The 23,515-nt window shown below is 30.2% G+C and carries 21 protein-coding genes; 16 read left to right on the top strand and 5 right to left on the bottom strand.

All coding sequences use genetic code 11. The features are described from left to right. Window positions 1-21: 21 nt before the first annotated feature. Complete coding sequence (locus INR78_RS03505) at window positions 22-2,400, top strand: GAF domain-containing protein (RefSeq protein WP_223077483.1); 2,379 nt, start codon at window positions 22-24, stop codon at window positions 2,398-2,400. On the opposite strand, the gene INR78_RS03500 is transcribed toward INR78_RS03505, so the two are convergent. Further along, window positions 2,384-3,649: a Pycsar system effector family protein gene (locus tag INR78_RS03500; protein ID WP_223077482.1), complete on the bottom strand. Its 1,266-nt coding sequence runs from the start codon at window positions 3,647-3,649 to the stop codon at window positions 2,384-2,386. The two genes, INR78_RS03505 and INR78_RS03500, sit on opposite strands and share 17 nt — an antisense overlap. Before the next feature lie 56 nt (window positions 3,650-3,705). On the opposite strand from INR78_RS03500, the gene INR78_RS03495 reads away from it, so the two are divergent. Both INR78_RS03495 and INR78_RS03490 read left to right on the top strand, forming a co-directional pair. Then, the gene (locus tag INR78_RS03495) at window positions 3,706-7,416 is read left to right on the top strand and encodes a metallophosphoesterase (RefSeq protein ID WP_223077481.1); all 3,711 of its coding nucleotides are present in this window, start codon (window positions 3,706-3,708) and stop codon (window positions 7,414-7,416) included. Window positions 7,417-7,425: 9 nt separating this feature from the next. After that, window positions 7,426-8,700, top strand: coding sequence for a DUF2254 domain-containing protein (locus INR78_RS03490; protein WP_223077480.1), 1,275 nt, complete (start codon window positions 7,426-7,428; stop codon window positions 8,698-8,700). Here the strand turns inward: INR78_RS03490 and INR78_RS03485 are convergent. Continuing rightward, window positions 8,689-9,495: a hypothetical protein gene (locus INR78_RS03485; protein ID WP_223077479.1), complete on the bottom strand. Its 807-nt coding sequence runs from the start codon at window positions 9,493-9,495 to the stop codon at window positions 8,689-8,691. The genes INR78_RS03490 and INR78_RS03485 overlap by 12 nt on opposite strands. A gap of 86 nt (window positions 9,496-9,581) precedes the next feature. On the opposite strand from INR78_RS03485, the gene INR78_RS03480 reads away from it, so the two are divergent. Genes INR78_RS03480 through INR78_RS03470 form a run of 3 tightly spaced genes read left to right on the top strand, consistent with a single transcriptional unit; the run spans window position 9,582 to window position 12,009 of the window. Next, window positions 9,582-10,268 carry a glycerophosphodiester phosphodiesterase family protein gene (locus tag INR78_RS03480; protein ID WP_223077478.1) on the top strand — a complete coding sequence of 229 codons (687 nt, stop codon included), beginning with the start codon at window positions 9,582-9,584 and terminating at the stop codon, window positions 10,266-10,268. Continuing rightward, window positions 10,265-11,470 (top strand): NAD(P)/FAD-dependent oxidoreductase, encoded by a 1,206-nt coding sequence (locus INR78_RS03475; protein ID WP_223077477.1) that lies wholly within the window; start codon window positions 10,265-10,267, stop codon window positions 11,468-11,470. The genes INR78_RS03480 and INR78_RS03475 overlap by 4 nt, the downstream gene beginning before the upstream one ends. Window positions 11,471-11,472: 2 nt before the next feature. Beyond that, window positions 11,473-12,009: a DUF1697 domain-containing protein gene (locus INR78_RS03470; protein ID WP_223077476.1), complete on the top strand. Its 537-nt coding sequence runs from the start codon at window positions 11,473-11,475 to the stop codon at window positions 12,007-12,009. On the opposite strand, the gene INR78_RS03465 is transcribed toward INR78_RS03470, so the two are convergent. Further along, window positions 12,006-12,566 (bottom strand): TetR/AcrR family transcriptional regulator, encoded by a 561-nt coding sequence (locus INR78_RS03465; protein WP_223077475.1) that lies wholly within the window; start codon window positions 12,564-12,566, stop codon window positions 12,006-12,008. The genes INR78_RS03470 and INR78_RS03465 overlap by 4 nt on opposite strands. A 201-nt stretch (window positions 12,567-12,767) precedes the next feature. Between INR78_RS03465 and INR78_RS03460 the strand changes: the two genes are divergently transcribed. Genes INR78_RS03460 through INR78_RS03445 form a run of 4 tightly spaced genes read left to right on the top strand, consistent with a single transcriptional unit; the run spans window position 12,768 to window position 16,619 of the window. Beyond that, on the top strand, window positions 12,768-13,847 hold the full coding sequence (locus INR78_RS03460) for a diphosphomevalonate/mevalonate 3,5-bisphosphate decarboxylase family protein (protein ID WP_223077474.1): 1,080 nt from the start codon (window positions 12,768-12,770) through the stop codon (window positions 13,845-13,847). 28 nt (window positions 13,848-13,875) lie between these two features. Continuing rightward, window positions 13,876-14,805, top strand: a complete 930-nt coding sequence (locus tag INR78_RS03455; RefSeq protein WP_027881006.1) for a mevalonate kinase — start codon at window positions 13,876-13,878, stop codon at window positions 14,803-14,805. Window positions 14,806-14,837: 32 nt separating this feature from the next. Next, the gene (locus INR78_RS03450) at window positions 14,838-15,743 is read left to right on the top strand and encodes a geranylgeranylglycerol-phosphate geranylgeranyltransferase (RefSeq protein ID WP_027881007.1); all 906 of its coding nucleotides are present in this window, start codon (window positions 14,838-14,840) and stop codon (window positions 15,741-15,743) included. 33 nt (window positions 15,744-15,776) lie between these two features. Next, a complete protein-coding gene (locus tag INR78_RS03445; RefSeq protein WP_223077473.1) occupies window positions 15,777-16,619 on the top strand; it encodes a pseudouridine synthase in 843 nt (280 codons plus the stop codon). Window positions 16,620-16,651: 32 nt separating this feature from the next. On the opposite strand, the gene INR78_RS03440 is transcribed toward INR78_RS03445, so the two are convergent. Beyond that, window positions 16,652-17,524 carry a sterol desaturase family protein gene (locus tag INR78_RS03440; protein ID WP_223077472.1) on the bottom strand — a complete coding sequence of 291 codons (873 nt, stop codon included), beginning with the start codon at window positions 17,522-17,524 and terminating at the stop codon, window positions 16,652-16,654. Between the two features lie 396 nt (window positions 17,525-17,920). Here INR78_RS03440 and INR78_RS03435 point away from each other — a divergent pair, with 396 nt between their 5' ends. From INR78_RS03435 to INR78_RS03410, 6 genes are all read left to right on the top strand, one after another. Then, window positions 17,921-19,318 (top strand): arginine decarboxylase, encoded by a 1,398-nt coding sequence (locus INR78_RS03435; RefSeq protein WP_027881010.1) that lies wholly within the window; start codon window positions 17,921-17,923, stop codon window positions 19,316-19,318. Continuing rightward, window positions 19,308-20,243: an agmatinase gene (gene speB / locus INR78_RS03430; RefSeq protein WP_223077471.1), complete on the top strand. Its 936-nt coding sequence runs from the start codon at window positions 19,308-19,310 to the stop codon at window positions 20,241-20,243. The genes INR78_RS03435 and speB overlap by 11 nt, the downstream gene beginning before the upstream one ends. Continuing rightward, complete coding sequence (locus INR78_RS03425) at window positions 20,233-21,207, top strand: deoxyhypusine synthase family protein (protein WP_223077470.1); 975 nt, start codon at window positions 20,233-20,235, stop codon at window positions 21,205-21,207. Before speB ends, INR78_RS03425 begins: the two co-directional genes overlap by 11 nt. A gap of 57 nt (window positions 21,208-21,264) precedes the next feature. Beyond that, window positions 21,265-21,588: a hypothetical protein gene (locus INR78_RS03420; protein WP_027881013.1), complete on the top strand. Its 324-nt coding sequence runs from the start codon at window positions 21,265-21,267 to the stop codon at window positions 21,586-21,588. 2 nt (window positions 21,589-21,590) lie between these two features. Further along, complete coding sequence (locus INR78_RS03415) at window positions 21,591-22,367, top strand: RMD1 family protein (protein WP_223077469.1); 777 nt, start codon at window positions 21,591-21,593, stop codon at window positions 22,365-22,367. 139 nt (window positions 22,368-22,506) lie between these two features. Beyond that, window positions 22,507-22,845: a hypothetical protein gene (locus INR78_RS03410; RefSeq protein WP_223077468.1), complete on the top strand. Its 339-nt coding sequence runs from the start codon at window positions 22,507-22,509 to the stop codon at window positions 22,843-22,845. Between the two features lie 52 nt (window positions 22,846-22,897). Here the strand turns inward: INR78_RS03410 and yihA are convergent, their stop codons facing one another. Then, on the bottom strand, window positions 22,898-23,506 hold the full coding sequence (gene yihA, locus INR78_RS03405) for a ribosome biogenesis GTP-binding protein YihA/YsxC (protein WP_223077467.1): 609 nt from the start codon (window positions 23,504-23,506) through the stop codon (window positions 22,898-22,900). Between the last annotated feature and the right edge of the window lie 9 nt (window positions 23,507-23,515).

The following is a 23,515-nucleotide window of genomic DNA, read 5'->3' as shown; positions in this document are numbered from 1 at the left end:
ATTTTGCACAAATAAAATAATATGCTAAAAACTATAGACACAAGTATTACTTTTCCTTTTTCTGTGAAAATTGGTTTTAATAAATTATTAAGCCAGTACGATGCTTTGTCTAAAAGTGAAAATGAAATTATAGCTAAAAAAGCTAAATCTATATTAGAAATTGCAGAACAAAACCCGATTCTAAAAGAAGGTTTCACAGATTATTCTATACTTTCTGAATATCAAAAAGAAGTTAAAATTATACTTCAAGATGTATTTAGTGAAGTCTTAACTTTAAACGAAATAAAGTTTGCAACAATACCATTACAAAACATAGTTTTATCCTCTTCGCAACGTTTTAAAAATATACTTAAAGAAGCAGGAGAAGAGTTTGATTTGGTTATAAAAAACATGCCAGATGATGATTTGTATATTTTTGGATGTACAATAATTATAAGCATGTACTATGGCTATAAATTAAATTTTAAACGTCCTATTTATTACGATATACCTGATGGTAATGGAATTTTAAGAACTTATAAAGTCCTTTATAATGCAGATTTTATAGAGATTTTACCTACAAAAGATGCTCCAGAATTTACTAAAGCAGATTATGAAGAGTTATTAGATAATTTTGATAATATAGATCTATGGAAAGAAAAATTTCCGCCAAATAGTTATCAATTTAAAGGATTTGTAGTGTCAAGTATGTTTGATGTAACAGACGATCAGTCTATATCAAATATAAAATCTACTTTGATTCAAATAAATAAAAGAGAGAAGAAGACGTTTATAGAAAATTTTGAAAATGTTTTTCAAAGACTATTTAATAGTAACAATATAAAAGTTGGTTTTTCAATATTTACACAAGAAGACAGTTCGCTTACGCAAGCCTATCAAAGTAATATAAAAAGTTTTTTATTAAACCATCAAGAAACAATACACTGTAAAGATGCACTTTGTATGTTTTCTTATGATAAGTTAATAAAAGATAAAAATTATTACACAATCTCTGATGTAGAAAAGCTGTATCAATTATCAAAAGGTAAAGAGCCACAACTTAAAGCTTTGCACGATCAAGGTATAGAAAGTGCTATTTTTGCTCCAATAGCAGAAGATGGACAGCTGTTAGCTATTTTAGAATTAGTGTCTAATCAAAAAGGAGAGTTAAACAGTATTAATGCAAATAAGTTAATAGATGTAATGCCTTTTATACTTACAGCTGTTAAACGCGCAAAAGAAGAGGAAGAAAACGAAATAGAAGCCATCATACAAAGAGAATGTACATCTATACATCCAAGTGTAAGATGGAAGTTTGAAGAAGCAGCAAGATTATTTAAAAAAGAACAAGAAGAAGGTAAACGTAACCCAAACTTTAAACGTATTAGTTTTGATAAAGTTTATCCATTATTTGGGCAAATTGATGTAAAAGGATCATCAAAAGAAAGAAATGAAGCAACACTTAAAGACCTTCAATTACAACTTAAACTCGTAAAAAATATAATTGAAAAAGCTTCAACACTAGAAGATTTAATAATTTACCAGCAAATTAAGTTTAAGATTGATCAATTTGAAGATCATTTAAAACAACAGTTTAAAGTAGATACAGAGCAAAAATTAACGCAGTTTTTTAATAAAGAAATAGAGCCTATATTTAGATTTCAACTAAATAAACACCAGCAATTAAAGGAAGATATAGAAGATTACTTTAATAAGATAGACGATACTTTAAAAGTTATTTATTTTTATCGCAAAAATTTTGATGATACCATTAGCTTGATTAACAAAAACATGGCGTCTATTATAGATAGAAAGCAAATTGAAGCTCAAAGCATGTATCCTCACTTTTTTGAACGTTTTAAAACTGATGGTGTAGAACATAACATGTACATTGGCGAGTCAATTACAAAGGAAAATTCTTTTAACGAAATTTATCTTTATAACCTAAGGTTATGGCAAATGCAGGTCATGTGCGAGATGGAAAATACATACTACAACCATCAACATCAATATCCAAAAGCTTTAGACGTAGCATCAATGATATTGGTGTTTAATCAACCGTTATCTATTCGTTTTAGAACAGATGAAAAGCATTTTGATGTAGACGGAACATATAATGCAAGATATGAGGTAGTAAAAAAGCGAGTAGATAAAGCTTATATAAAAGGTACTGACGAGAGAATTACCCAAAAAGGGAAGTTAACTATTGTATACTCTCAAAAAGAAGATGAAAAAGAATATTTACAATACGTTAAGTTTTTACAAGCCAAAAAACGTTTAGCAAATAATTTAGAAATATTAGAGTTAGATGATTTGCAAGGTGTTACTGGCTTAAAAGCAATACGAGTAGATATTCTTTATAACGATAAAGCAGAAGATGTTTACTTTACTTATAAAGACATGCTTAAAGATAAAAAGTAGATTTTTTATCTTTAAGCATATCTGTTTTAATAATAGAAGTTGTGTCTAAAACGTCTTCTATGTTAGTTCCAGGATTGTTCTTTACAGCAATTCCAAAAGCAATTAAAGACGTAATAATACCTATCATAAATACAGTATAAGTTATACGTAATAACCTATATTTTCTTTCTAACACTTTACCTAAAAAATATAAGTCTTTAGTAAGGGATTTATAAACGTAGTTTTTATCTTTTAAAAGCTCTTCTATAGCCCATTCGTATTCTTTTAAATCCATTTTATGGAAGTTACCAAAAAAGGTTAAGTTTACTTCTTTATTAGCGACATCTTCTTTGGTAAATTCTCCGCTAGTGACGTTAGGACGAGTAGCTATTATTGACATTACCATAGAAATCACGCTAAATACAGTAAAAATTACTGTAGGCCAAGTCAGGTAAGGATTAGTATCTAATTTAGAAATTAAATTAGCTAATACTACCGATATGATAATGGCATTTACAGATAGCAAAATATTAGCTTTTGTATCTGCAATATCGCTTAATTTAATATGGTTTCTTAAAGCAACTCTATAAAATGTTTGTATACCTCGTTCTGGGCTTTCGTTTTTATATTGTGCTTTATATTTTGCCTTAATTTTTTCCTTTTTAATTTTTCTTTTGTGCTTCTTTTTAGTTTTAATAAGCTTAGCAAGATTTTTCTCTTTTCTTGGTTGCCAATTCTTTAAAGCATAATCTGTATAAAATCGATGCTTTTTTGATAGCATTTTTATGTTTTCATCAAGCCATTCGCTAGGAGTAAATGTAGCGATACCATTAATTTCAAGCTCTTTTCTTAAAAATTCACTTGCTTCATTAAAATATTTTTTTCCAAAATGAGACGCATCTGCATCACGTAAGATTTTATCAAGCTCAGTTTTAGGTTCGTTAGCTACTTTTGTAGCCATTATGCAGTCTTTTACGCTATCAATTACCTTTTGATCAGCACCTTCTTTTTTTAGGAAATCTTCTGCAATTTTGGCGCTTTCATCTTCATGGTCATCCCTAGTTTTGGTGTAACCAGTGTCATGTAATAATGCTGCTAGCATCAAAATTTCAGCATCATTAACATTAATTTCAGAATTTTCAATTATTTCTTTTGTACATTTAAAAACACGCTTTGTATGTGTATGATTATGATAAACTATCGTATCCGGTAGTTCATTTTTAAAAAGTTCAAATACAAAGGATTCTGTTTTTTCAACAAGCTTAGTCATTTATAATTTTTTTAAACTAACCTAAAATAACCAAAAATTAACCGTAAATACTATTTATGTCAAAAAATAACATAATTCTAACGTTTTTTATTACATTTTTAATTGCTAGTTGTGCTTCTTACAAAGCACAATATAAAGAAGAAGATAATAAAATTCAACAACTTCCAGACAAACCAATAGATAAGACTTTTTATCTTATAGGAGATGCAGGTAAGTCGCCAATTAATGGCTATTCTAAAGGATTAAAAGCTTTTAAAAGTTTTATTAAAAATAAAAATACTAAAAATACTTATGCAATATTTTTAGGAGATAATATATATCCTGCAGGTTTACCTGATGAGGATGATGAAGGCTATTCTGAAGCTAAAAACAACCTACAAGCACAAGTTAATAGTTTAGATGGTTTTGAAGGAGATGTGGTTTTTATACCTGGTAATCATGATTGGTATGCAGATGGAGTAAAAGGTGTAAAACGACAAGAAAAATTTATAGAAGACGCTTTAGGTAAAAATACGTTTCAGCCAGAAAATGGTTGTCCGTTAGAAGATTATGATGTTGGCGAAAACACAAAGCTTATCATTATAGATACACAATGGTATTTAGAGAATTGGAATGATAATCCTACGATAAATGACAAGTGTGAAATAAAAACAAGAAAACGCTTCTTTTTAGAATTAGAAGGCGAATTTAAAAAAGCTCAAAATAAGCGTGTCATAGTTGCAATGCACCATCCAATGTATACCAACGGTACTCATGGTGGATTTTACGAAAAATCAAAGCACTTATACCCAACGCAAAGCAAAATTCCTGTTCCTATTTTAGCGTCGTTTTTAGTACAAGTAAGAACGCAAGGTGGTGTATCTATTCAAGATCGTTATAACGAAAGGTATAATGAGTTAATGAGTCGTGTAGAAACTTTAGCTTTAGAGTATGATAATATTGTCTTTGCATCAGGACATGAACATACCTTGCAATACATAGAAAATAATGGTATTAAACAAATTGTTTCTGGTTCTGGAGCAAAAGAATCTGGTGCAGCATTAAGTAGAAATGGTTTGTTTGCATATGGTAAGCAAGGTTTTGCAACATTAACGGTTTATAAAGACGGAGAAGCTTGGGTTAGCTATTACGGCGAAGAAAATGAAAATCCTAAACTATTATTTACACATCAAGTTTTTGAACAACGCGAACAAGAATTTGATGTTTCGACTTTACCAGATAATTTCCCTCAAACTATAAAAGCATCAGTTTACACTAAAGAAGAAACTGATAAATCAGGTGTTTATGAAGCCTTTTTTGGAGAACGTTATCGTGATTTATATAGTACAAAAATAGATGTGCCAGTTGCAACATTAGATACACTTTATGGCGGTTTAGAAATAGTAAGAGAAGGTGGCGGACATCAAACAAGATCCATAAGATTAAAAACCAAAGATGGAAGAGAGTTAAATATGCGTGCATTGCGTAAAAGTGCAACGCAATATTTGCAAACAGTTTTATTTAAAGATAATTATCTAGAAGATGACTTTGATAAAACAACTGTAGAAAATTTAATTTTAGATTTCTACACAGCAGCTCATCCATATGCATTTTTAGCAATACCAGACTTGGCAGATGCAGCAGATGTATATCATACAAATCCAAAATTATATTACATACCAAAACATAAATATCTTGGAGATTATAATAAAAATTATGGAGGCGAATTATATATGATTGAAGAACGTCCAGAAGAAAACTACACAAACAAACGTAATTTTGGATATGCAGATGATATAGAAAGTACACATGATATTATAGAGAAAATAAGAGATGACGAAAAATATAAAATTGACGAAAACTCTTATGTAAGAGCAAGGTTGTTTGATATGTTAATTGGTGATTGGGATAGACATCAAGACCAATGGAGATGGGCGCAATTTGATCAGCCTAATGGAGACAAGCTATTTAAACCAATACCAAGAGATAGAGATCAAGTGTTTTCTAATTTTGACGGAGCGATACTTGATGTAACGCGTTTTCTGTCTGGCGCATCTAAGCAACTACAAGTTTACGACGATAAGTTAAAAGATGTAAAATGGATGAACAGCGCTGGCGTTAAATTAGATAAGGTTTTAATACAACAATCAGATAAAGACGTTTGGTTAAAACAAGCTAAATTTATTCAAGAAAATGTAACAGATCAAGTTATAGAAACAGCTTTTTCAAAATTACCAGAAGCATCAAAAAACGAATCTTTAGCAGAAATTAAAAAGTTTTTAAAAGGTAGAAGAGATAACCTTAAAGACATTGCAGAACGTTACTATAAATATTTAAATGAATTGGTAATCTTAACAGGAACCGATAAAGATGATTTTATAGAAATTAACCGTATTGCAGATAATAAAACAAAGGTAACCATTTGGAGAAATAAAGACGGAGAAAAAGCAGACGTTATTGTAGATAGAGTTTTTGATAAATCGATAACAAAAGAGCTATGGATTTATGCACTTGATGATGATGATATCATTGAAGTAAAAGGAAAAGCCAATAATCTAATTTTTACACGTATTATTGGTGGACAAAATAACGATAAGTACATTATAAAAAATGGTAGACGCGTTCATGTCTATGATCACAAAACTAAGCCAAATGAAATTGTTGAAAATAAAGGTGCAAAAATAAGCTTAACAGATATCTACAATAATAACCTTTTCGACTTTCAACGTAATATTGTAAAGTCAAATATATTAGCGCCAAGTATAGGTTATAATCCGGATGATGGTATTTTATTAGGTCTTCAAGACACGTACACAGTTAAAGGTTTTAGCAGAAATCCTTATACGCAAAGACATAAATTTAAAGCAGGATATTATTTTGCAACAAGTGGCTTCAGTTTAGATTATAGAGGAGATTTTGCAAACTTTACTAGCGAGTGGAATTTGCACATTACAGGTAAAGTAACTAGTGAGAATTTTACTAACAACTTTTTTGGTTATGGAAATGAAACAGTAAACCTTGATGATGATTTAGGTTTGGATTACAATCGTGTAAAAACAAGTACTTATGCGGCAAGTTTTGGTTTGTCAAAACGAGGTAATTTTGGTAGTGACTATGGTGTAAGTATTCTTGCAGAAGCTATAGAAGTTGAAGAAACACCAGATAGGTATATTGAAGTTTTACAACCACAAAACGCTTCAGAAGAATTTTATGGAAGAAGATATTTTGCTGGTGCGCAAGGTGATTTTACATATGAAAGTTTTGATAGTAAAATTACCCCAACAAGAGGTATGACGTTTAATATCTCTGCAGGAGCAAAAACCGAAATTGACAATAGTAAATATACCTACGGTTTTATAGATAGTAATTTAGGTTTCTATAATGCCTTAACAACAAATAGAAAACTAGTACTAAAAACAGATGTAAGAACACAAATACGATTTGGGGACGATTTAGTGTTTTATCAAGCAGCTAATCTTGGTGGGCAAACAGGATTAAGAGGATTTAGATTACAACGTTTTACAGGACAACATAGTCTAGCCGGAAGCGCAGATGTACATTATAGATTAGGCTCTTTTAAAACAAAAACGTTACCATTACAAATTGGACTTTTTGCTGGAGGAGACGTTGGTCGTGTATGGCTTAAAAATGACGAATCCGATAAGTGGCATAATGACTTTGGAGGCGGATTTACAATTGCTGCTGCCGAGACAATAGCAGGTACCTTTAACTTCTTTAATAGTGTAGAAGGTTGGAGATTTTCCTTTGGATTTGGTTTAAGTTTTTAATCAATTTAAATGAAAAACTACTTAGCAAGCTTAATAAAATACATCTATAAATTAGAAGGTAAAATAGCCTTTTATCCAACATTTTATAGTGTTATTGGTCTCGCTATTTCATTTTTAACTTATGGAGCAGAAAATTTAGGGGTATCAGAGTATTTATACAAAAATATTCCGCAACTGATTATTAATAGCACAGATACTGCATTAAATATTTTAACAACATTTATTGCTGGACTAATATCTATAATGGTATTTAGCTTTTCCATGGTAATGGTGTTACTTAATCAGGCTTCAAGTAATTTTTCTCCAAGAGTGTTACCAGGTTTAATTTCTAATAAGCGACATCAAAAAATATTAGGTATTTATAATGCTACTTTGCTGTATTGTATTTTTACTTTGGTACAAATAGAACCTAACCAAGAAAAATTTCAGCTTCCAGGATTTTCAGTGTTATTAGCAATTGGATTTATGACTGTTTGTTTAGGTGCTTTTATTTATTTTATTCATTCAATTTCTGAAGAAATTCAAGTAAATAATATTATTTTAAACATATATAATAAAGCTAAAAGTAGACTAGAAAAACTTATAGATTCTGAGAAAACTAATAATCTTAATTTTCCAGATTCAGAACAATGGAATTGTTACAATACTAAAACTTCAGGCTATTTGCAAGATACTGTCTTAGGAGTTTTGTTAGATTTTGCAAAAGCGCATAATTGTAAATTTGAAGTATTACCTATTAAAGGTAATTTTGTTTTAGAAGATGAGATTCTTTTTAAATGCAATAAAAAGCTAAATGAAGAAGAATTAAAAAAAGTTTATTCTTTGTTTAACTTTTCTAGTAGCCAGCGTATTGAAGAAAATTACGTTTTAGCTTTTAAACAAATGACAGAAATAGCTGTAAAATCTATGTCACCAGGAATTAACGATCCAGGAACAGCGCTAATATGTATTGATTACTTAACACAATTATTTAATATTAGACTTAGTAAAAAGGATCAAATTATTTTATCCCAAGAAGATGTTGGTTGTATAAAGATTAATTCGGTAAGTTTTAATTCGCTTTTATACTCTGTTATAACACCTATTAGAACTTATTCTAAGCACGATATAGTTATTGTTTTAAAATTATTATCTATGTTAGAATACGTGTATCTTAATTCAAAAAACGAGGTGTATTCTAAAGCGATAAAAGATGAAGCTAATTCTTTGTATAAAGATGCGAAGCAAGTTATTAAAAACGAAACTGATTTATCAAAATTAGAAGCTGCTTACTTAAAGTTTTAAAGCATAAATATTATTATCCTCTTTACCAGAATCTTCATCTGTAATAATCACGGTATTGTTATCTTTAAAGCAAATACCTTCTTTTTGAGAGTCGTGTTTAAAATCTACAGCTTCAACCTTTCCTTCAAAAAAGTTGTCGTCTTCAAAGTCTGTTAATTTCCATAATTTATCATGGTTAAGTAATACAACAGTTTTTCCGTCATCACTAATATCTGCAGATGTTATTTTGTTGTGTTTTCCTTCTAAATTATATTCTGTTACAAGTTTTGCTACATGTGTGCCTGGCGTATTCGGAACTTTTAAAACTTTAAAATTTTTGGTTTCTTTAGTAAAAATGTAAAAGTTGTTATTTAACAAAAAGAAAGACTCAAAATCTTCAGATTTTACATTTTTTGGTAAGGTAAAATGAATAGTATCTGCTGTAGCTTTAGTTTTTACCGAATTTATATCTTCAATTTTATAAATAAAAAAATGCTCTCTTTTTTTGTTGTTGTTTCCAAAATCACCGATATATAGATTTCCGTCGTCATCACTAGTAAGATCTTCCCAGTCTTCATTTCTAACGTTGCTTACATCTATATCTCTAACAATATTTCCTTTGTAGTCCATACCATACACATTGTTTTTGTTACCAGCATCTTCAATAGTCCAAACAATATTTGTGTGGTTAACTATTTCTGCAGCAGAAGCTTCTTTTAAATCGCTATCAATGGACCCAACAACAGTAAGTTTTCCGCTTTGACAAGACATAAAAAGTAATATTAAAAAGACAGCAGGTTTTAACTTAAAAATCATAAATTGTAATTTATTAAATGAGAATAAAAATATAAGTATTGTAGTATTTAAATTAAAAAATAGACTCATAAAAAAATTATAAATTAATGAAAAGCACCTTAAAAGTGGGACACAGAGGCGCAAAAGGATATATATCAGAAAACACACTACCTTCAATTAAAAAAGCATTAGAATTGGGAGTAGATGGAATAGAAATAGATGTGCATCTATGTGCGTCTGGAGAGTTAGTGGTGTTTCATGATTTTACTTTAGATAGAATGACTAATGGTACAGGAGAGTTATGTGAACAAACGCTTAACCAATTACAAGCATTAAAAATTGATGGTCAATATAAAATACCAACATTAATTGAGGTTTTAGATCTGATAAACGGAAGTTGCTTACTTAATATAGAATTAAAAGGAGAAAAAACAGCACAACCAACTGTTAACCTGTTGCATCAATATTTTGCAAAGGGTAATTGGTCTTACAATAATATTTTAATCAGTAGTTTTCAAAGAAAAGAACTAGAAGCTGTTTACGTTATAGATAAAAAAATGCCTTTAGGAGTATTAACCAAAGCAAGTGTAAATGCCTCTATACGTTTTGCAAAAACAATAAAAGCAGTTGCAATTCATCCTAATTTTGCACTTTTAAGTAAAAATAACGTAAAAGAGGCTCAAGACGAAGGTTTTAAAGTAAATGCATGGACTGTTAATGATTACGAGTCTATTGAGCGTATAAAGTCTTACGGTGTTGATGCTATAATAAGTGATTACCCAGATAGAATATGAAGTATTTTGATGTAATAATAGTTGGTGGTGGCGCAGCAGGTTTTTTTGCGGCTATTAACATAGCAGAACAATATCCAGACGTAACTGTAGCTATTTTAGAAAAAAGTAAAGAAGTACTGTCTAAAGTAAAAGTCTCTGGTGGTGGACGTTGTAATGTAACGCATGCAGAGTTTATTCCTCAAGAATTAGTAAAAAATTATCCGCGCGGAGAAAAAGAACTACTTGGTCCTTTTCATACATTTATGACAGGAGACACTATGGAATGGTTCGAAAGAAAAGGCGTGCCGCTTAAAATAGAAGAAGATGGGCGTATTTTTCCAGAATCCAACAGTTCTCAAACTATTATAGATTGCTTTCTTTATGAAGCAAAAAAACTTGGTGTTGAGGTTATTAAACAACAAGTTGTAACTAAGTTTAATAAAGATGAATATTGGCAAGTCAATACCAAAACAGACTTATATTCTTGCGAAAAATTAATAATAGCAACAGGTAGTAGTGCTAAGATTTGGACAGAATTAAATAAGCTTGGACATAATATCGTGCAACCAGTTCCTTCATTATTTACGTTCAATATTAACGATTCTAGAATAAAAGAAATACCAGGTGTTGTGGCTCAAAATGTAACTGTAAAAGTGTTAGGAACTAATCTTGAGACTAATGGACCGTTGTTGATTACACATTGGGGAATGAGTGCTCCTGCTATACTAAAATTATCAGCTTTTGGTGCTGTAGAATTAGCTGAAAAGCAATATAATTTTCAAATTGAAATTAATTTTATTAACCAAGATTACGACGATACTTTATCAACATTAAAGCAAATAAAAATAGATCTTGCAAAAAAGGTTGTTGTTAATTATGCAATGTTTGATTTGCCAAAACGTTTATGGAATCAATTAGTTTTAGCTGCCAAAATAAGCGCTGAAGCAAGATGGGCAGATATAAATAAATATCAATTAGAGCAACTGTCAAATCAGTTAACAAAAGCAATATTTAATGTAAAAGGTAAAAGTACTTTTAAAGAAGAGTTTGTGACAGCTGGCGGAATAGACCTAAAAGAAGTAAACTTTAAAAACTACCAAAGTAAGCTTTTTGAAAACTTATATTTTGCAGGAGAAGTCATTAATGTAGACGCAATTACTGGTGGATTTAATTTTCAAAACGCATGGACAGGCGCCTATATATTATCTAAAAATCTTTTTTAAATATGAAAACATATTTAGCCTTTTTAAAAGGTATTAATGTTGGTGGACATCATAAAATATTAATGAAAGACCTTAGGGATTTGTTAAATAACCTAGGATTTAAGGATGTTAAAACATATATCCAAAGCGGCAATGTGATTTTTAAGACAGAAATAAAAGATAAAACAGTTGTAGAAAAACAAATAACTACTGCAATTAAAAATAAATACAACTATAACATACAAGTAATTGTAAAACAGCCCAAAGAAGTACAGGCTATTTTAGATAACTCGCCATTTATACAAGAGAAAACACAAGAGAGTTATTTTTTTATATTAAAAAACTCTCCATCAGGAAAAAGTATTGATCAAATACAATCAATAAGTTATCCAAATGAAGAGTTTTTTGTAACAAGTAAAGTTGTCTATCTTTATTGTAATGCTGGATACGGAAGAGCAAAATGTAATAACACTTTTTTTGAAAAAAAGTTAAATGTAATTGCTACTGCACGTAACTACAAAACCTTAAATAAAGTTTTAGAAATTAGTAAGGATAATTAGTGCTTTTTAATACAATCCCAAGCCATTCCTGTAACTTGCTTAATTTCTTTTTCAGAAAGCTCTATCGCTTCTTTTTCTTTAAGCTTGACAGCAGATGTAATACAGCCTGAAGCTGTTTGCATTAACAATCTTAATTCTACGTCATCTCTTAAATAACCATCATCAATTCCTTTTTGAAAAAACTCTCTTAATCCAGCTGTGTATTCTCTAACAGCTTCAACTAATTCTTTTGGCATTAACGGTGGTACAGCAACAAACTCCATAAACTTAAAAGCTAATGGGTTGCCAATGTAATAGTTAAAAAGATTTAAGCAAATTGCTTCAAATTGAGTTTTAAAATCAGTATCAGGTAAATTAGCCATCAAAACAACACCATAGTCTTGGTTAATCATTTTGTAAATTTCCTCTAAGATTTCTTGTTTGTTGTCAAAATAGTGGTAAATAGTACCAACTGCAACATTAGCCTCTTTTGCTACTTGTGACATAGGTGTAGCATAAACACCTTGTTTTACCACCAATTCTAGCATGGTAAAAATTATTCGTTGTCTTTTATCCATTTGGATACAAAAAATTTGATAAGGTGAAAGAAGTTTTTGGTTAATTTTGGGAGTACTTCCACCTTAAGTTAGTTAATTAAACATTTAAATTTACACAAAGTGAATAAATAAATCAATTAATTAAATTGAATACCTATTCATTGTAAAACTACTAAAATTATAGAATAATAAAAACTATCTTTGTCAAAAAATAAATAATAAATGTTGATAGATCAGTTTTGTTTTTCATTAGATGTTAGTAAACTTAAGGAAGGAAGCGTGATTTGGGAATCTCCTAGTAATATTGCTTTAGTGAAATATTGGGGCAAAAAAGAGCATCAAATTCCAGAAAATACATCAATAAGTTTCACTTTAAATCAGTGTAAAACAATTACAGAATTAACATTTGTTAAGAAAAATTTAACAGAAGAATTTTCATTTGATGTTCTTTTGGACGATCAACCTAAGCCAGAATTCAAATCTAAAATAGCTACATTTTTCAAGCGTGTAGAAGATTATTTACCATTTTTAAAACATTATCATTTTGTTATAAATACAAAAAATACATTTCCTCATAGTTCGGGTATCGCTTCCTCAGCTTCAGGGATGAGTGCTTTAGCTTTATGTTTAATGGATGTCGAAAAATTACATAATCCACAAATGACACAAGATTACTTTAATAAAAAAGCGTCATTTTTAGCAAGATTAGGTTCTGGTAGCGCCAGCAGAAGTATTGAAGGACCAATTGTAGTTTGGGGTAATCATCCAGAAATTGAAGAAAGCAGCGATCTTTTTGGTGTTAAATATCCGTATAAAGTACATGATAATTTCAGCAATTTTAACGACACAATTTTACTTGTAGATAAAGGCGAGAAACAAGTAAGCAGTACTGTTGGTCATAATTTAATGCATAGACATCCATTTGCAAAAAATAGATTTATTCAAGCAGAAGAAAATATCTCTAAACTAAAATCTATTTTAGCATCAGGAGATTTAAACGCATTTATTGAGTTAGTAGAAAGTGAAGCACTTACATTACACGCAATGATGATGACAAGTTTGCCTTACTTTATATTGATGAAACCAAATACACTTCAAATCATTAATAAAATTTGGCAATTTAGAAAAGAAACAGGTTTGCCAATTTGTTTTACATTAGATGCAGGAGCAAACGTTCATGTTTTGTATCCATCAAAAGAAGAAGAAAAAATATTAAAATTCATTAACACAGAGTTAGTTGCGTATTGCCAAAACGGTCATTATATTTGCGATAAAATTGGTTTTGGTGCTAAAAAGCAGTAAATTTATATAACCATTGCATTAATAGCTTATGAAAGGTCCCTTATTTTATTCTAAAATTTTACTTTTTGGTGAGTACGGTATCATCAAAGATTCTAAAGGATTATCGATACCATACAACTTCTATAACGGAGCGTTAAAAAAAGATAATAACTTGTCTAAAGAAGCTAAAGCATCTAACGAAAGTTTGAAACGTTTTGCTGACTATTTATCCAATATTAATAAAGATTTAGTGACTTTTGATATTGATGCACTAAATCAAGATATAGCGCAAGGTATGTTTTTTGACTCTTCAATACCACAAGGTTATGGAGTAGGAAGTAGTGGCGCTTTAGTGGCTGCTATCTATGATAAATATGCAGATGAAAAAATTACTGTTTTAGAAAATTTAACGAGAGATAAGCTATTAAAGTTGAAAGCTATTTTTTCTGAGATGGAATCTTTCTTTCACGGAAAATCTTCAGGATTAGACCCATTAAATAGCTACTTAAGCTTGCCAATTCTTATAAACTCTAAAGAGAATATTGAAGCAACAGGCATACCAACTCAAAGTACAGATGGTAAAGGTGCTGTGTTTTTATTAGATTCTGGTGTTGTTGGTGAAACTGCACCAATGGTTTCTATTTTTATGGAAAACATGAAACAAGAAGGCTTTAGAAACATGCTTAAAGACCAATTTATAAAACATACGGATGCTTGTGTAGAAGACTTTTTAAAAGGAGATATTAAATCTCTGTTTAAAAATACAAAGCAATTATCTAAAGTCGTTTTTAATCATTTTAAACCAATGATTCCTGCACAATTCCATGAGCTTTGGAAAAAAGGTTTAGAAACCAATGACTACTATTTAAAACTATGCGGTTCTGGAGGTGGCGGTTATATTTTAGGATTTGCTCCAGATTTTAAAAAAGCAGAAGAAGCTTTAAAAGATTATAAATTAGAAGTGGTTTATAACTTCTAAAAATTATCACAAGCATAATTTACTTTAATTATATGCTGTCCAGAAAACAAAAACATGTGTTGCTTAAATTTTTCAGCATGTTTTCTGTGGTAAGAGGTTATAATATTTTAGTAATAATTGTAGCGCAATACTTAGCGTCCATTTTTATTTTTGCACATGATAAATCAGCAAAATCTGTTCTCTTAGATTTAAATTTATTAATGTTAGTTTTAGCATCTGCTGCTGTTATTGCTGGTGGATATATTATCAATAATTTTTACGATTCTGAAAAAGACTTAATCAATAGACCAAATAAATCTATGTTAGATAGGTTGGTTAGTCAAAATACAAAACTGTCCTTATATTTTGTGCTAAATTTTTCAGCAATAGTCATGGCTAGTTATGTGTCTTTTAAACCAGTCTTATTCTTTTCTGTTTATATATTTGGGATCTGGTTTTATTCTCATAAACTTAAAAAAATGCCAATAGTAGGCAATTTAGTGTCAGCTATTTTAACAATAACGCCCTTTTTTGTCATTTTTGTGTATTACAAAAATTTTGATAATGTAATATTAATGCATGCATCATTTTTGTTCTTAATACTTTCAATAAGAGAACTTACCAAAGACTTAGAAAATATTAAAGGAGATTTAACGCTTAACTACAGAACAATTCCGATAGTTTATGGAGAGGCTACTTCAAAAAAAATGATTAGTGTTTTGGTTGCGCTTACATTAATACCTTCATATTTTTTAATTACACAGTATAATATTGGTAAGATGAATTTTTATTTCTACATCTGTGAAATCTTATTAATAGTCTATTTATTTCTGCTCTGGAAATCTAAAACAAAGACCCATTACTTGTGGTTGCACAATATCTTGAAATTCATTTTATTGGCAGGTGTTTTAAGTATTGTTTTAATAGACTATAATGTAGTTATAGAGCGTATTTTGTGAAAAATTCGTTGTAGCTTTGCAAAAAAATAAATTATGAGTAGACATCAAGGTGCAAATGATAAGAGAAAAAACTCTGGAAGAGGCAGAGGGAACTCTAAAAGCAAAACTTATGCAAGAGGTAACGCGCCAGTAAAACCTAAAAAGGTTTCTAAACAGGCGTCTTCAGATTCTGACTTAATCAGGTTAAATAAATACATAGCTAACGCAGGTATATGTTCTCGTCGTGAGGCCGATCAACATATAGCAATGGGTTTGGTGACCGTAAATGGTAATATCGTTACCGAAATGGGTTACAAAGTAAAGTTAGATGACGAAGTGCGTTATGATGGAGCAAGAGTAAGTCCAGAAAAAAAAGCATACGTTTTATTAAATAAACCAAAGGGTTTTGCAACAACAACTAGTACAGATAAAGGTCGTACAGTTATGGATTTAGTTGCAAATGCAACGAGTTCTAGGATTAAGCCAATTGGTCGTTTAGGTCGAAACTCAACAGGGTTATTATTATTTACAAACGATGAAAAGATTGTAAAAAAGTTTACAAACTCTAAAAATGGTGTATCAAGATTATTTCATGTAGAATTAGATAAAAACCTTAAACTTGAAGATTTAAAGAAAATTCAAGAAGGATTTAAAGTAGACGATAAATTAATTACAGTAGAAGAGGTTAGTTATATTGAAGGTTCTCCTAAAAAAGAAATAGGTATTAAAATTAAAAATACAGGTAATACCATATTAAGAACCATTTTTGATCACCTTAAATACGATATTGTAAAAATAGACTGTGTTGCAATTGCACATCTAACCAAAAAAGATATTCCTCGTGGTAACTGGAAGATCTTAACAGAGCAAGAAGTAAATACATTAAAAATGTTATAACAAAAAAGCCAACTATATAAGTTGGCTTTTTTTTATTTTTCTTTCTTAAATCCGTAGGTGTTTTGACCAATAAAATCTTTAGGGAATTGGTCGTCACCTTCAAAACCAATTTCAATGGTACCACTATCTTCTGGTACATAATTAGTTTTAAAAATATAATCCCATAAACTTAAGCTAATTCCGTAGTTAATACCATGTCTACCTTCTGGTATAGTGTAAGCATGATGATAAAGGTGCATTACAGGATTATTAAAAATATATTTTAAAGGACCATAGGTTAGTTTTATGTTAGAATGGTTTAGGTGACCAATAGTAATTGCAATAAAATGAACGATATAAGCTTGTTCAGGTTCAAAACCACCAAGGATCATTACGCCAAAAACCTTTAAGGGTTTATATAAAACGTTTTCCATCCAATGGTAGCGTAAATGTGCAGCAAAACCCATTTCTTTAACGCTATGATGTACTTTATGGAAATTCCAAAGAAATTCATAACGATGAAGTAGCACGTGTGTAAACCATTGTACAAAATCTAAGATCAAAAAGAAAACAAGTAGTTGTAACCAAGGCGACCAATTAGAAATATTTATTAATGCTAAGCTTTGAGTAGTTATATTAAATTCTGCAAAAAATAAACTAAGAACTTTATAAAACCCACTTATTACTATAGAAAAAACAAAAAAGTTAAAAAACATATAGAAAGCATCTAGCCAAAAGTCTTTTCTAATAATAGCTTGGTTTTTTCTCCACGGGAAAACAATCTCTAATCCCCAAACAATTAAAGATATAAGGATTAATCCCCAAAAATAATTTGTATACCAAGGGACTTCAAAAATTATAGATTTATAAGTCCAATTAACCGTTCCTAAAAAAGAGTTAATAAAAGCGTCTAAATATTTTTCCATCTTTCAATTATGAAACTTAAATTTTAGTCGTGCAAAATACTAAATCTTACAGGCGTTTTTTGTGATTTTTGTTACAATTGAAAAAAAACAAAAAAAAGTTTTGCGTGTCAAAAAAAAAATTACATTTGTCACGCATTTAGCTGAACATTTTGAAAACTGTTTCTATGTTCGGGCTTTTGAAAATTAGGAAGTCATATTCAAAAGCAGCTTACAGATTAAGTGACCGAATTTTAAAGCTAACTTCCGCATTTACTTCAATTTATGCTAGTCAGCATCAGCTTGGCTTTATGCCAACTTATGACTTAAAAATCCAAATTTGATAAAATTCTTATTATTTTTTTAACAGTAAATTCATGCTGTTTTGGTAACTTTTTAGAAAATTTATAAAAAATAATAATGAAAACTAAATACATAGATTTAATAAGTCAAACTTTTGATTTTCCTCAAGAAGAGTTTGATTTAAAAAATAAAACATTACAATTTCATGACGTAGATTTAATGAAGTTGATTGAGGAATATGGTGCGCCATTAAAATTTACTTATCTACCTCAAATTTCTAATAATATCCAACGCGCAAAGCAGTGGTTTGCTAACGCGATAGATAAGCATAATTATAAAGGTAAATACAACTATTGTTATTGTACAAAAAGCTCTCACTTTAAACATGTTTTAAATGAAGCTTTAAAAAACGATATTCATATAGAAACATCTTCTGCATTTGATATAGATATTGTCGAAAATCTTAAAAAAGAAGGAAAAATTACTAATGATACCTTTGTTATTAGCAATGGTTTTAAACGTGAGCAGTACGTAACTAACATTGCTAGATTAATTAATAATGGTCATCATAATTGTATCCCTATAATTGATAACTACGAAGAGATTAATCTACTATCAGAAGAAATTAATGATAACTTTAAAGTAGGTATTAGAATTGCATCAGAAGAAGAGCCAAAATTTGAGTTTTATACCTCTCGTTTAGGTATAGGTTACAAAAATATTGTACCATTTTATAAAAACCAGATTAAAGATAATCCAAAAGTAGAGCTTAAAATGCTTCACTTTTTTATAAATACAGGTATAAGGGATAATGCATATTACTGGAACGAGTTAATCAAATGTTTACGTGTTTATGTTAGCTTAAAAAAGATATGTCCAACATTAGATAGTTTAAATATTGGAGGTGGATTTCCTATAAAAAACTCGTTAGCTTTTGAGTTTGATTACGAGTATATGATAGATGAAATTTTAAATCAAATACAAACTATTTGTGATTTAGAAGGTGTAGATGTGCCAAATATTTTTACAGAATTTGGAAGTTTTACCGTAGGTGAAAGCGGAGGAGCAATCTATCAAGTGTTATATCAAAAACAACAAAATGATCGCGAAAAATGGAATATGATAAATTCGTCTTTCATAACAACATTGCCAGACACATGGGCAATTAATAAAAGATTTATTATGTTGCCTATTAACCGTTGGCAAGATAGTTACGAGCGTGTATTATTAGGCGGATTAACATGTGATAGTGACGATTATTACAATAGCGAGCAGCATATGAATGCAATATATCTACCAAAATATAACGTAGACAAACCATTATATATAGGCTTTTTTAATACAGGCGCTTACCAAGAAACCATAGGAGGTTTTGGAGGATTACAACACTGTTTAATACCAAGCCCAAAACATATCTTAATAGATAAAGATGATGACGGAAACATCAAAACACAATTATTTTCAGAACAACAAAAAAGTGAAGACTTACTTAAAATTTTAGGTTATGCAAACTAAAACGTATGCAGGAATTCCAGAAGAATTCGCAAAATTAGAAAAAGCAAAAGTAGTGTTAATACCTGTGCCATATGACGGTACAAGTACTTGGCAAAAAGGAGCAGATAAAGGTCCGCAAGCCTTTTTAGATGCTTCTGAGAACATGGAATTATACGATATAGAAACTGATACAGAAGTGTATAAGCAAGGTGTGTTTTTGGCAGACGCTGTAACAGAAAACAGTAGTCCAGAAGCAATGGTAGATGCTGTACATCAAGCAACAAAAAGATATATTAAAAAAAATAAGTTTGTAACTATTTTTGGTGGTGAGCACTCGATATCTATTGGTACAATTCGTGCGTTTAACGAGATGTATCCGAACTTAACAGTGTTACAATTAGATGCGCATGCAGATTTACGTAAAGAGTACGAAGGATCTAAATGTAATCATGCTTGTGCGGTTTACGAAGCAAGCCAAACAACAAATCTAATTCAAGTAGGGATTAGATCTATGGATGCTATCGAAAAAACCGTAATGGATGAAGATAAAACGTACTTTGCTCATGAAATGGTGGAAGATAGTACATGGATGGATAGTGCAATTGACCAAATGACAGATAACGTATTTATTACAATAGATTTAGATGTGTTTGATCCTTCAATTATGCCAAGTACAGGTACGCCAGAACCAGGTGGATTATTATGGTACGAAACCCTAGATTTTTTAAGACAAATATTTGAAGAAAAAAATGTAGTAGGATTTGATATCGTAGAGCTTTGTCCAAATAAAGATGAAAAATCTTCAGACTTTTTAGCAGCTAAACTATATTATAAAATGTTAAGCTATAAGTTTTTAGATGAAAATATAGAAGACGAATACGATAATAATTACGACAACAAACAAAAAAATAACAGCACAAAATACAACGAAGACGATGAGTACTAAAGGACCAATTTCTCAATTTATTCAACATCATTATTTACACTTTAATTCTGCAGCTCTTGTAGATGCAGCAAAAGGATACGAAGCGCAATTAAACAACGGTGCAAAAATGTTAGTATCTCTTGCTGGTGCAATGAGTACTGCCGAATTAGGTAAAAGCTTTGCAGAGATGATCCGTCAAGACAAGGTTCAAATAATAAGCTGTACAGGTGCAAACCTTGAAGAAGATATTATGAATCTGGTAGCACATTCTCATTACAAACGTGTACCTAATTATCGTGATTTAACACCGCAAGACGAGTGGGATTTATTAGAAAAAGGATTAAACCGAGTAACAGATACTTGTATACCAGAAGAAGAAGCTTTTAGAAGACTGCAACAGCATATTTATAAAATATGGAAAGATGCAGAAGCAAATGGAGAGCGTTATTTTCCGCATGAATATATGTACAAAATGTTACTTTCTGGTGTGTTAGAAGAGTATTACGAAATAGATTTAAAAGACTCTTGGATGTATGCAGCAGCAGAAAAGAATTTGCCAATAGTTGTTCCTGGTTGGGAAGATAGTACTATGGGTAATATTTTTGCAAGCTACGTATTAAAAGGAGAGCTTAAAGCAAGTACAATGAAATCTGGTATAGAGTATATGACCTTTTTAGCAGATTGGTATACAGAAAATTCTCAAAACGGAATTGGTTTCTTTCAAATAGGAGGTGGTATTGCAGGAGATTTTCCTATTTGTGTTGTGCCAATGCTATATCAAGATATGGAGCGCACAGATACGCCATTTTGGAGTTATTTCTGTCAAATAAGCGATTCTACAACTAGTTATGGTTCTTATTCTGGAGCAGTACCAAACGAAAAAATTACTTGGGGAAAACTAGATATTAATACACCAAAGTTTATTGTAGAAAGTGACGCTACAATAGTAGCGCCGTTAATCTTTGCATACCTTTTGGATTGGTGAAAATTTCCTATAACTTTAAAATATAAAAATACATACCCGAAAAAGTAAAATTATCCCATGAAAAAGCCTGACAACCTAAAACGTGTTATCGTAGACTTTAAAAAATTAACACCAGAAATCTTAAAGCTTTTAGTAGATAAGTATCCTGATGGATATGACGAGGATCATATTATCGAATTTAGAAATGCTAAAAATGAATTAGTAGAAGCTGTAGAAGTAACAACAGAAGATACTAAATATTTAGTAAAAGTAAGTACCAAGTTAGTACAAACTATGGAAAATTATGACGAAGATGATTACGAAGATTTTGATAGTGATGATCCAGAAGCAGTACAAGATCCAGATATAGAGCCTAGCGAAGAGCAGGACGAAGATTTTTAACAATGTATAAAGTTGTAGCTTATCAAATAGCTAGTAGTATAAACATTAAAGCTTGTAAACAGCAATTGTCTTGGCAATTGCTGTTTCAAGATAGTGACGAGCTATTTTACGAAATTGATCAACATGCATTTGTATATGTTTTTCAATATGGTATGGTTAGTTTTTTTAATATGTCTGATAGTCAAATAACAGAAGTATTAAATACTTTAAAGCCGCATACCAATAATTATTTCTTCCAAAAACTGTCGGAAGCAACAGAGGTTTTAATTAAGCTAAAAACATTAAAAGTCCAGTTTAATCACATAGAATTACCAACTCTTGATCAAGAAATGATAAGATTGGTAATGTTATACGCATCGCAAAGTGTAGCATTAGACAGATATTCTGAAATTACAGAAGAACTACTTGAGCAAACACATCAACATACATTATATCTAGAAAAAAAAGGAAAACTAGACATATCAGGACATAAACTAAAACGCTTCATAGGCAAGACGTTAAATATTAAAAACAAGATTTCTGAAAACTTATATATTTTTGATTCGCCAGAAATAACGTGGGAAAACGAGCAGTTAAATAAATTAAATACAGATTTAAAACAGTCTTTTGATCTGCATGCGCGTTATCGATTAATACATGAAAGAATCGAAATTATAAAAGAAAACCTAGAGCTTTTTAAAGATATAATGGATCATAGAGAAAGTAGTACTTTAGAATGGATCATAATCATATTAATCGTAATAGAAGTATTCGATCTTTTTATAGCCAAATTTTGGTAACCTTATAAGATTTTACAAAGCGTACACAGTTCATCTTACCACACGTAATTACAAGGTATTGTAATACTAAAAGCAATCGGACTTGAGGTGGCAAATTTCCGAGCAAAATAAATCAAACTTAACTTTAATTATTTTTAAAATGAAGACAAAACTTATCGTTTCAGTTTTTGCATTAGTTGCTTATTTGTCAACAGCTTTTATAACGCCTTCAACCCAAAAAGCAATAAGCGGTACCTATGAAGGGACAGAAGAATTTAATTATGTGTTTACTGTAGAAGTAAAAGGCGAAAAGCAAACAATGAAATTTCAATATGCTTCAGAAGAAGTATTAGAAAATTATGATTTAGATACAGACGAATATATAGGTGAAGATTTTAAAATTACCTATCAAACATCAATAGAAGTTGTAGAAGACGAAGATGGTAATGAAGAAGAAATAGAGGTGTTAACTATTACAGACTTGGTGTTAAATCAGTAATTGTGCAATCTATTTAAAAAAAAGACCGCTATTATACGCGGTCTTTTTTATTTTACTGTTCAACTTCTATAGTGTTATTTAAATGGCCAATGTAGCCAAGTAACTCGTCTTTACCTATATTTTTACTTGAAGACGTTACGAAGTAATTTGGCATGTCTTGCCAAGTTTCAAGAAGTATGTTTTTATAATCTTCTATATGTCTTTCAATAGCTTTTGGTTTAAGTTTGTCTGCTTTGGTAAACACAATAGAAAACGGTATACCGTTTAAGCCTAAGTATTCCATAAACTCTAAATCTATTGGTTGAGGTTTGTGTCTAATGTCTACTAAAACAAAAGCGGTAATTAGTTGTCTTCGCTTTTCAAAATATTCAGTTATAAACTTCTGAAATACTTTTTTTGTGCTTTTAGAAACGCGTGCATAACCGTAACCGGGTAAATCGACCAAAAACCAATTGTCATTAATTAAAAAATGATTAATTAGTTGTGTTTTTCCTGGTCTTCCAGAGGTTTTAGCTAAACTCTTCCTGTTGGTTAGCATATTAATTAAAGAAGACTTACCAACATTGCTTCGCCCAATAAAAGCGTATTCTGGTAGCTTATCTTTTGGGCATTTAGCAACGTCAGAGTTGCTCATTACAAATGTAGCAGATTTAATATGCATTAGATTTAT

The sequence above is a fragment of the Mesoflavibacter sp. SCSIO 43206 genome, assembly GCF_019904215.1.
Taxonomy (GTDB): Bacteria; Bacteroidota; Bacteroidia; order Flavobacteriales; family Flavobacteriaceae; genus Mesoflavibacter; species Mesoflavibacter zeaxanthinifaciens.
The sequence above is the reverse complement of the archived record's forward strand: the minus strand, read 5'-3'. Positions and strand labels throughout refer to the sequence as shown.